At 43.5% G+C, this 2,429-nt stretch carries 3 protein-coding genes; all 3 read left to right on the top strand.

Going from position 1 to position 2,429, the window contains the following annotated elements; all coding sequences use genetic code 11:
• Positions 1-412: hypothetical protein (locus tag J6I68_RS01580; protein ID WP_292216672.1), on the top strand; the 412-nt coding region annotated here is incomplete at its 5' end.
• 46 nt (positions 413-458) lie between these two features.
• The gene (locus tag J6I68_RS01575) at positions 459-1,340 is read left to right on the top strand and encodes a DUF6033 family protein (protein WP_292216669.1); all 882 of its coding nucleotides are present in this window, start codon (positions 459-461) and stop codon (positions 1,338-1,340) included.
• Between the two features lie 24 nt (positions 1,341-1,364).
• A partial coding sequence (locus J6I68_RS01570; RefSeq protein WP_292216668.1) for a hypothetical protein occupies positions 1,365-2,429 on the top strand: 1,065 nt, incomplete at its 3' end.

The following is a 2,429-nucleotide window of genomic DNA, read 5'->3' as shown; positions in this document are numbered from 1 at the left end:
TGGCGAGACGATAGCTCTTTTGACACAGGAAGCTGTAGAACATGTCGATGAAGAGCAGGAGGAGCGCGAAGAAGCTGCAAAAGAAGCTTCCGAAAAAAAGAAAGAAGAAAAGAAGGAAGAGGCCAAGAAGCTTGAGAAAGAGGCAGCGCAGCAGGAAATGATAGAAAATATCAAGGAGCATGCTGCTGAAAGCGGAAGGACCAGTGCTGATATCAAAAAGGCGGTTGCCAGACGTGAGCGTGAAGATGCAAACAGGATGGATCTTGGTGATGTAGAAAAGACGATTATTTCCGATGCTACATCTATGGAAGATACCCAGAATGCTGTGAATACAGAGATTACCAATATACTTAACAGACTGAGTCTTTTATCAAATGATATAAAAGGAACATCAATAGATAGTCAGATCTGAGAAAGGTACTTCCGAATTCTTTGGAAGCAGAAATGGAGGGATTAACATGGCAGGTTTATATGGCGTATCAGCTTATCAGCAGACTTCACAGGCATATAGCAAAAGCACAGTGAATAATGACACTAAAACACAGAGCACAGCTAAAAGTGATCAGACTGCAGCCACTAAGGGATCACAGGCAAAGGTAGAGACAAAAGGCTGGTCTCCTATCGATACAAAATCGTCTCTTGTACCAACCAAGACAGAATATGGTATGACAATAGGTGACGTCCAGCTTTCTGACAAGGCGAAGGATTATCTTGGGAAGCTTCAGTCCAAGTTCCATGGCATGGAGTTTATTACTGTCAGCAAGGACATGAAGGCTCAGGTGCAGCAGAACGCAGCCGCATATGGCAATGCCAATAAAATGGTTGTCCTGATTGATGAAGAGAAGCTTGAGCGCATGGCCACCGATGAGTCGTTCCGTAAGAAGTATGAGGGTATTATTGCATCCTCCCAGGCCAAGATGATGCAGGCAAAGATGGGACTTTCCAGCAGCGGCTCTAACGTAAAGAACTTCGGAATGTCCGTAGATTCAAACGGAAAAGAGAGTTTCTTTGCCACGGTTGGTAAATCTCAGGATCTTCAGAAAAAGCGTATAGAGAAGAAGGCTGCTGAGAAGAAAGAACAGAAGATAAAGGAAAAGAAGAAAGCCGAGAAAAAAGCTCAGGAAGAACGCATAAATAAGGCAAAAGACAGTAAGGCTGAGAAGACAAAAGACAAAGATGATACGGACATTTATGAGGATGAAGAGTTTGAAATCATAGAGGCAAATTCCCTGGATGATCTTCTTTCCAAGGTACAGACATATTCTTATAACAATGCAGCTTCAAGAGTAATGACAGATACCGAAAGAGCAGTTGGTACAAGGGTGGACTTCAAGGGATAACGTTTACTGAGTGGAGGGACGATAATGAATATATCGTTTAATACACAAAGTCCATATTCGTCTTTTTATCAAAAAGGAACTCTTATGGGGCAGAACTCGCAGCAAAAGACTGCTGGGAGCAACTCTCCTTTTGCGCCTGGTAAAGATGCAACATCAAATCCTCTATCTAAGTTCACGAACAAGGTAACGGAAGATAAGGCATCTATCTCACAGCAGATGCGCCAGATGATCCGGGACTTGAAGCAGGAACAGTATGCTTCGAAGACATCAAAGGATAAGGTTAATGGTTTTTCTGAGCTGTCAGGATCTCCGGATGCTGCAGAAGAGGAAGAGATAGATACTTCCGAAAAATATAATTACAAGGCAGTAGCTTCCAAGATTCAGAGGGCCAAGACATCAATAAGTGCAGGGCAGGCAGTGCTTGCTGCTAAGAGGGAAACTTTAAAGATAAAAAGAAAAATCTCTTCAGGAAATGGTGATCCTGAGGAGCTTCAGCTTGCTCTTACTCATGCAAAACGCATGGAGATGGTAGCCAGGAAAAAGCAGCATCACCTTGAACTGGAAGAAATGGTTGAACGTACCCAGAGCAGGGATGAAAAACTTGAAAATCAGCGAGACGTAGGACAGCAGATGCAGAGCGCACTTGCTTCTGCCGAAGAAGAAAAAATCACTGAGAAGGAAGATGCCATATTTGATGCCCGTGAAGAGATGCTTGATGCAGCACTCCAGCAGATGCAGGAAGGAGAAGCCTCTTTTTCTGAAGAAGAGTTAAAAGAGCTGAATGAGATGATCTCCGAATTTGGAGAGGAAGAACTAAAAGAGCTTGAAGAAGCCATGGAACTAATGGAGACCATGGAAGTGGTCGATCCGCATATGAGCAAAGCGGATTTAGAAGACCTTAAACGTAAACACCGCGCATCTGAAGACAAGGCTATCATGAAAGCAAACATGGAATATCTTAAGGATATGATAAAACATGAGCTTGCAAAGAATGCTTCAATGCCCAGCATGGGAGGTGGCGGGATTTCCTCTGCAACATCTGTTTCATTGCCACAAAGCATCGGGATTTCTGTTTCTGCACCACAGATG

It is taken from the genome of Butyrivibrio sp., from assembly GCF_017940685.1.
Taxonomy (GTDB): domain Bacteria; phylum Bacillota; class Clostridia; order Lachnospirales; family Lachnospiraceae; genus Butyrivibrio.
Note: the sequence above shows the minus strand (reverse complement) of the source record. Positions and strands in the feature narration are given on the sequence as shown.

Bases quoted from the DNA above. Each gene is read 5' to 3' on its own strand.
- J6I68_RS01575 (WP_292216669.1), top strand. From the start codon at position 459: ATGGCAGGTTTATATGGCGTATCAGCTTATCAGCAGACTTCACAGGCA.